At 41.0% G+C, this 7,368-nt stretch carries 7 protein-coding genes and 1 pseudogene; 5 read left to right on the forward strand and 3 right to left on the reverse strand.

The annotated features are described in order from the left end of the window. The first annotated feature begins 180 nt into the window (after positions 1 to 180). The 5 genes from V7K32_RS04650 to nblB all read left to right on the forward strand — a co-directional run bounded on the left by V7K32_RS04650 (position 181) and on the right by nblB (position 4,297). On the forward strand, positions 181 to 1,137 hold the full coding sequence (locus V7K32_RS04650) for an RNA polymerase sigma factor, RpoD/SigA family (RefSeq protein ID WP_334990771.1): 957 nt from the start codon (positions 181 to 183) through the stop codon (positions 1,135 to 1,137). A 237-nt stretch (positions 1,138 to 1,374) separates the two neighbouring features. Then, entirely contained in the window at positions 1,375 to 1,719 is a 345-nt protein-coding gene (locus V7K32_RS04655; RefSeq protein WP_334990773.1) for a DUF760 domain-containing protein, read from the forward strand. A gap of 769 nt (positions 1,720 to 2,488) precedes the next feature. Beyond that, positions 2,489 to 2,911: an 8-oxo-dGTP diphosphatase MutT gene (gene mutT, locus V7K32_RS04660; protein WP_334990775.1), complete on the forward strand. Its 423-nt coding sequence runs from the start codon at positions 2,489 to 2,491 to the stop codon at positions 2,909 to 2,911. A gap of 194 nt (positions 2,912 to 3,105) precedes the next feature. Continuing rightward, positions 3,106 to 3,570 carry a CBS domain-containing protein gene (locus V7K32_RS04665; RefSeq protein ID WP_334990777.1) on the forward strand — a complete coding sequence of 155 codons (465 nt, stop codon included), beginning with the start codon at positions 3,106 to 3,108 and terminating at the stop codon, positions 3,568 to 3,570. Between the two features lie 61 nt (positions 3,571 to 3,631). Next, positions 3,632 to 4,297: a phycobilisome degradation protein NblB gene (gene nblB, locus V7K32_RS04670; RefSeq protein WP_334990779.1), complete on the forward strand. Its 666-nt coding sequence runs from the start codon at positions 3,632 to 3,634 to the stop codon at positions 4,295 to 4,297. 288 nt (positions 4,298 to 4,585) lie between these two features. Here the strand turns inward: nblB and V7K32_RS04675 are convergent, their stop codons facing one another. From V7K32_RS04675 to V7K32_RS04685, 3 genes and pseudogenes are all read right to left on the reverse strand, one after another. Then, complete coding sequence (locus V7K32_RS04675; RefSeq protein WP_334990781.1) at positions 4,586 to 5,236, reverse strand: PEP-CTERM sorting domain-containing protein; 651 nt, start codon at positions 5,234 to 5,236, stop codon at positions 4,586 to 4,588. Between the two features lie 598 nt (positions 5,237 to 5,834). After that, a complete protein-coding gene (locus V7K32_RS04680) occupies positions 5,835 to 6,317 on the reverse strand; it encodes a DUF456 domain-containing protein (protein WP_334990783.1) in 483 nt (160 codons plus the stop codon). Positions 6,318 to 6,370: 53 nt separating this feature from the next. Continuing rightward, a pseudogene (locus tag V7K32_RS04685) lies at positions 6,371 to 7,291 on the reverse strand (group II intron reverse transcriptase); the annotation flags it as partial. Positions 7,292 to 7,368: the final 77 nt, after the last annotated feature.

Below are 7,368 nucleotides of genomic sequence, written 5' to 3' on the forward strand. Positions count from 1 at the left end.
TAACTGTAACTTTTAGCAGTTAAGAAGCCTAAATTTGATTATTATGAGCAGCCGAGTTTCTCGGATGCGTAAGTTGCAAACCATAGCATAGGTTCCCAGCCTAACTGGGTAGCACCCTAAAAAAGCATCTATCCCTTAATGACCCTACCGCCAAACCCATCATTACCAAAGAGTAGCGCCATGAAGACCGCTCAGACAGCCACAGACCTCGTGCGGACTTACCTGCGTGAGATTGGCCGTGTGCCACTCTTAACACACGAGGAAGAGATTTTCTATGGTAAACAAGTGCAACGTTCTTGCACTTTGCACGAATCAAGAGAATTTCTTGCCACCCAGTTAGGTCGTCAACCGACTTTAGAAGAGTGGGCTAAAGCGACAAAGCTAGAACCAGCAGAGTTGAACGAAGCGATCGCTGATGGTGAGATTGCCAAGCGTAAGATGGTAGAAGCCAATTTGCGGCTGGTAGTCTCCGTTGCGAAAAAGTACATAAAGCGCAACGTCGATTTACTGGACTTGATCCAAGAAGGTAGTATTGGTATGCAACGGGGCGTAGAAAAGTTTGACCCTACCAAAGGGTATAGATTTTCTACCTATGCCTATTGGTGGATTCGGCAAGCTATTACTCGTGCTATAGCCGAAAAAGCCCGCACCATTCGGCTGCCTATCCATATTACTGAAAAATTAAATAAAATTAAAAAGGCACAGCGCCAATTGTCTCAAAAATTGGGACGCGCTCCAACCGCTGGTGAGCTAGCTGAAGAATTAGAATTGACCCCCAAACAAGTGCGAGAGTATCTAGAAAAAGCACGTTTGCCCCTTTCTTTGGATTTGCGTTTGGGTGATAATTACGACACCGAACTTGGAGAAATGCTAGAAGATCCAGGAGCATCTCCAGAAGAGTTTGTCATGCAATCTTCCCTATCTTATGACTTAGATCGCCTGATGGGTGACCTCACGCCACAACAGAAGGAAGTGATTACGCTGCGCTTTGGCTTAACTGATGGGCAAGCCCTGACGCTGGCTAGAATTGGTGAAATCCTGAACATCAGCCGAGAACGAGTCCGGCAAATTGAGCGGGAAGCTTTAACCAAACTTCGCAAGTCTAAAGCCAACATGGGTGAATATTTGGCAAGTTAAGGGAAAGTTAGGACTCAGGAGTGAGGAGTTATTAAAAACTCCTCACTTTTGACTTTATTTATTGGGGTGAGAAAATACGCTGACTTTGGTACGGTTACGCCTACTTCGACTCTTACGCTAGCTTGTTACATTAGTTGACAGGAAGACAAAAGAGCTAGCTAAGTCTAATCCAAAACAGACATTTTATATTCAAATCACAAGCACCGCAGCTAGCAGTGGTAGTTAAGGAGCTAAAAAATGAATAACCCATCCAATCGTGTCTCAGAATTTTTCAATAGCGAATCAGAAACTAGTGATTTACTATGGCAGTATGTTAAATCCTTGAGTCCTGAAACAGTTACCCAACTATCTAAACCCACGTCTGCCGAAGTTTTTCAGGTAATGGAACGGAATATTACAGGACTATTGGGTAATCTACCTTCAGAAAGCTTTGGCGTTAGTGTAACTACCAGTCGAGAAAGTCTAGGTCGGCTTCTGGCCTCTGCTATGATTAGTGGTTATTTCTTACGGAACGCTGAACAGAGAATGGATTTTGAAATCGCCCTACAAGGAGCTGAAACCAACAGCAGCGAAATTGACTAGAAATGTAATGGTAAATTCAATATTTTTGTTGAGTTTATAGCTAGTCACAGTCATGGCGATAGGAATTTAAAATAAGCCTCTGCGAAATCTTTGCTCCTAATTCCCAATCATGTATGAGCTAAATCTTTTTAAAATATCCAAAACAGTGACAAATTAAAGTTGAATTTAAATGAATAGGCACTTTGCCGAACCGCATACTAGGAGTGCGGAGATTAGCGCAGAGGTTTGGAATGTGGTTCTCTATGAACTTATGTAGTTTGGTAATCAGTTCAATTAGAGGCGTATGTCTAAATGATTAATACATACGTGTGGGTAAACTAACGACAATAAACCATATTCGTAATAAATTCAAACTCGGCAAAGTAGTCTAAACTCTGCCGAGTTTTATTATGAGTCAACAGCATACTTTGAATAAAGAATTAAAAGTGAAAAATTAGGAACTTTATTGTAACCCACATTCCGCACTTCAAAATGTATTATCTATCTTTTCAATAAAAATTCCTAATAATGTTCAAATTATTAAGTATTAATATTGAATACCATTGGCGATTTATGTTGTTGATTTAACCATTTTTTTCCACCTATGGGAAATCTACGCATATTACACGATGAAGTGCGGAAAGTCGGTTGTAAATTAAAGAGTTTAAGACCCCAACCATTACATGTAGCATTAATTACCTTGCGGTATCTTGCTACAGTCGGGATTTAAATCCCTGTCAGAAATATCTTTAATTTTGAATCGCTAACTCTGCCTATCTACCCATAAACTATGAGTAAAATCAACTCTCTCCCACCCCATAAAATCATTGGTGTTGCAGTAATTTGGAACGACCAAAAGCAAATTTTAATCGATCGCCGTCGAAAAGAAGGAGCAATGGGTGGTTTGTGGGAATTTCCTGGTGGTAAAATTGAGCCTGGTGAAACTATCAGCGAGTGTATTCAACGAGAAATTTCCGAAGAACTGGGAATAGTAATTGAAGTAGGAGAGCATCTGATTACTATTGACCACACCTATACAGACTTGCGCGTTACCCTCATAGTACATTACTGCCGCCATCTTACAGGTGTTCCCCAACCTTTGGAATCTGATGAAATTCGCTGGGTAACTTTGGAAGAACTGGAGGAGTTTACTTTTCCTAAAGCAAATATTCAAATTATTGCTGCTTTAAAAGGGATGGGGAGTAGGGAGTAGGGAGTAGGGAGTAGGGAGTGGGGAGTGGGGGGAGATGAGGGAGCAGGGTAGGCAAGGGTAAGAAGAATTATTAATGACCAATGCCCAATGCCCTGCTTGGCCAATACCGTAACAATCTATTAATTGCACTAGGTTGAGTCCCGCAATTTTCTACAATAGGCGCAGGGACTTTGATTAAAGGTGTCAATAAATAAATGCCTAAAACCGTTGCCGATGTGATGAGCCGCGATCCTATTGTGGTCCGGGTGGAAACTCCACTGAATGAAGCTATCCAAATTCTCGCAGAACGCCACATTAGTGGATTACCTGTTGTTGATGATCTCGGTAAATTGGTGGGTATTATATCAGAAACCGATTTGATGTGGCAAGAAACTGGTGTTACTCCACCTGCGTACATCATGTTTCTTGATAGCGTTATCTATTTAAAAAATCCTGCTACTTATGAACGTGATTTGCACAAGGCTTTAGGGCAAACCGTTGGGGAGGTGATGAGTAAAAACCCGATCGCTATTTCCCCTGATAAAACTTTAAGGGAAGCCGCTACCATTATGCACGATCGCAGCGTTCACCGCTTGCCAGTACTTGACGACACGGATCAAGTAATTGGTATCCTCACTCGTGGTGATATTATTCGGGCAATGGCAGCAAGTCAAGATTAGTAAGTTAACAGTTATTAGACTGTTAACTATTTTTTACACCTTTGAAAATCAGGATAATTAGATGAGTATTACTCCGGAGTCGGTTAAGCAATTGCTCAGTTCTGAGAATTTAGGCGATCGCTTACGTGCAGTAAATCAAATCCGCGAACTCGAACCTGCGATCGGTTTTGAATTAATTCAAAGTGCTATTGGCGATAGCAATTCACGTGTCCGTTACTCGGCGGTGAGTCAAATGGATACACTCGGAACACAAGATTTACAGTTATCGTTGGATATCTTGCGCGATCGCTTGCTTCATGACTCCGAAGTAGATGTACAAGCAGCAGCAGCAGACTGTTTGGGCGCTCTGAAGTTACATGAAGCTTTTGAAGACTTGCAACACGTTTACCATACAACCGATGAATGGTTAATACAATTCAGTATCATCGCCACATTGGGAGAGTTAGGCGATCCACGAGCTTTTGAACTACTCAAAGAGGCACTTTCATCAGAAAACGAATTAGTCCAAACTGCTGCTATTAGTTCTTTGGGTGACTTGGGAGACTTACAAGCAGTTCCTTTGTTGGCTCCCTATGCTACCAATCCAGATTGGCAAATTCGTTACAGACTTGTACAAGCTTTGACTCGTTTGGGTAGTGCAGAAGCTAAATCTATTTTAGAAACTCTGGCTAATGATGAAATGGAAGCGATCGCAACTGAAGCGAAACAATCTTTGCAATCAGTTTAAGTCTAAGTAAGTGGGCGCAAATAATCATCACTGGCTCGTAGTTGCGCTAAAGCGCAAGACAGCGCAACTACGAGCCAAATACAGATATTTTACTTTTCGTCACATAGTTTGGTTTTCTCTTGTCTACCTACTTATCTCAGATTTCAAAAATTCACCAATAAATAGATTTGTGTGACAAAAGAAAAAATTCGACTTGGTTGGGAAAATTTTGCATTCCAGCCAAATCGAATAGAAAATTAGAGTTACTTTTAGCAACTAAAAGTAACTTTTTTATATTTAGGATATGGTCTATTGAACGAAACTTTTGCGTCGGCGAGACATAGCCATTACTCCAACGACTGCACCCAAGCCTAGTAATGCAGCTGGTTCGGGAACTGTAGTTATCGCAAAACCTGTGAAACTTCCAGAAATGGTTTGACCGTTATTGTAAGCTGCTTTTGCATCAGTGTAAGTTCCTTTTGGATCAATGTCTTTAACAGCAAAAGTGATATATCCTTTGGCTTTACTTCCATCTTCAAAAAGTCCATTGAAACCCAAGTTTATATCTATTCCTCCATTTTGTGGAGTAAAAACTGCTGGATCGAGATTGGTCAAACTAAGCAGTTTATTTCCGTCCAAAGTACCAACATCAATAAACGCGGAAGGTGAAATAAATGGATTGATTTGGAAGCTTTTGATAAAACCTGTAAAATCAGATGCAAAATCTCCTGTCTGTTCTGTAAGCAAAATTGCTCCTTCATTGGGAAGGAAGTTTACAGAGGTTTTGCTAAGAGTGGCTTTAGTTGGTGCATTAAGACCGTTCAGAGAAGTGCTGTAGTTAAATGAACCAATATATGCTTGAGCAGAACCAGCAGAGGTAAACAAGCCAGCAGCAGCTAAGGGAAGTGCAGCAGCAACAGCTAATGTTGCATTTAGTAATTTAAATTTAAAACCAATCATTGTAGTTTGAGACTCGTAGTAATAACCTTAAATTAGAGCAATTACTTTACTTTTAATCTCAGTAATTTCTGGAAATACTGTCAGTGAAAGCGAAACTTGCCTAATGTAATTGTCTCTATAAAATCACATGGACTTAGAGCCTGCAATATTTACTGAATGGTCTTTATTACATCTTTAATTACTGAGCTATCTTCATAAAATTTTAATTAGTTCTATAACTGGTCTTCGTATCTTTTTATTCCATAGCGTTGAAATTCTTTATAATAGCTTTAAATCTAATTAGATTCACTTAATACGAATTTTCTATGAAGATGCCCTAAACCATATTTAAGTACAAGAAAGAAAAACGAACCGCAAAGTCCGCAAAGAACACAAAGAAAAAAAGAAGAAGTTAAGAGGGTTTGGCGCAGCCTCACAAAGAAATGGTATAAGTACACTGAATAAAATTAGCGTTTTTTATTCTTGTAGATTAGTTAACTCTTTTTTAGCTATACCGTGTTAGCCCAGAAAGTACGGCACCACAAGCTTGGAATGATGCCGTACTTTTCTTTTGTCTAACACACCCTACAAGACTACTGTTAAGCTATTTCTAGCTTTGCTAAGAGCCAAATACCTGGGGCCAAGTTGTCACAACGAAAACTACAACTGCTGCGATCGCTAACAACCCTTGAATCAAATTTCCAACCAAAGAGCCAACTACAATTCCTATACCCGCTTTAATTGCCAATCGGAATTCACGTCGGTAAAAATACTCACCGATAATTGCTCCCAAAAGCGGGCCTAGTAAAATTCCTAACAGTGGGCCACCAAAAGGCAACGTTGGTAATAATCCCAAAAAACCCACCACCAAACCGACAATTGCGCCAATTTGCCCCCACTTACTAGCTCCAGCTTGTTTTGCTCCCACATAACTAGCTAAAAAATCCACTCCGACACTAAGCAGTAAAACTATAACTGTCACAATTAGGGGAATTTTGATAGCTGCAAAGGAACTACTAACGATTCCCCAAACGATAATTGCAATTAAAATTAAGCTGCTACCAGGAATGGTTGAGTCGATGGAGGATATTATTCCCCGCACCTCTCAGTTAGATCCGTGCGTACCCATTTCTGTGTACACGGCTCCCGATGTTCTCAGCTTGCGCTTTTGCTCATGTGTTTGTAATCGTGGCAACTCTCATGAATTGCTTCAAGATTATTTTTCTTCCAGTTGGCGTGATTTCCATCGATGTGATGCAGGTGTACCCGTTCTTCATCGATAAATTTCAACCCGCAGGAAGCACATTTATGGTTTTGCTTTTTAAGGGCTTTAGAGGTTTCACCGTCATAGAGTTTACTGTTACGTTCGCTCCAGTAGGCAGTATTTCCGTCATAGGGGGATTTTATTCCTTGAACCATAACGTGTGTCCCTTCGGAGTAGGAAACTGTTGGGAATGCCTTTTTAATTAACTCCTTACTGGTGTGGCGTGTAAGCTTTGTTTCCTTGTTAAATACCGTGTAGGCTCTTCGGAAGATACCGAGTTTTAAGCCTTTGGGGGCGATGAGTTCGTCCATTATTGCTGAGTGGTTAATCCTATCGAAGCATTTTTCGATATCGAGTTCGATAACTCGTTTTTCTATTCCATTGGCATTGGAGCGAAGGTTGTTAAAGATGTGCATTTGTGCATCGTGGGCAGAGCGCCCAGTTCTAAACCCGTAGCTCCGTGCGTGGAAAGTGGCTTCGTGTGCTGGTTCAAGTGCATATTTTGCGAGGCATTGCCAGGCTCTATCCGCGATGGTTGGTATTTTAAGCATTCTGGTTGTCCCGTCCTTTTTGGGGATGGGGATTTCCCGTAGTCCTTGATGCTTCCAGTTTCCACTGTTCATTTTCAGTAGTTCTTCAAGATTGAAGCGTTCTTCAAATGAGAGGGATTTCTTCCCATCAATACCAGCCGTCTTTTTACCAGCATAAAGCTTAGATACAAGTCTAATTGCAAGAAATCGAGCCGAGGTAGATTTTAGAATAAGCTTTTGGAGTAACCTAGCTTTCCGCTTATCTCCAACTTGAACCGCTTTGGGTAGAGTCGATGCCCGGTATTATCCGGGGCACCTCTCTATTAAATCTGGGCGTGCGACTTTCACCGCACCCAGCT

It is taken from the genome of Nostoc sp. (assembly GCF_036917635.1).
GTDB lineage: Bacteria > Cyanobacteriota > Cyanobacteriia > Cyanobacteriales > Nostocaceae > Nostoc.

Bases quoted from the DNA above. Each gene is read 5' to 3' on its own strand.
- V7K32_RS04655 (WP_334990773.1), top strand. From the start codon at position 1,375: ATGAATAACCCATCCAATCGTGTCTCAGAATTTTTCAATAGCGAATCA.
- V7K32_RS04665 (WP_334990777.1), top strand. From the start codon at position 3,106: ATGCCTAAAACCGTTGCCGATGTGATGAGCCGCGATCCTATTGTGGTC.
- V7K32_RS04675 (WP_334990781.1), bottom strand. From the start codon at position 5,236: ATGATTGGTTTTAAATTTAAATTACTAAATGCAACATTAGCTGTTGCT.
- nblB (WP_334990779.1), top strand. From the start codon at position 3,632: ATGAGTATTACTCCGGAGTCGGTTAAGCAATTGCTCAGTTCTGAGAAT.
- V7K32_RS04650 (WP_334990771.1), top strand. From the start codon at position 181: ATGAAGACCGCTCAGACAGCCACAGACCTCGTGCGGACTTACCTGCGT.
- mutT (WP_334990775.1), top strand. From the start codon at position 2,489: ATGAGTAAAATCAACTCTCTCCCACCCCATAAAATCATTGGTGTTGCA.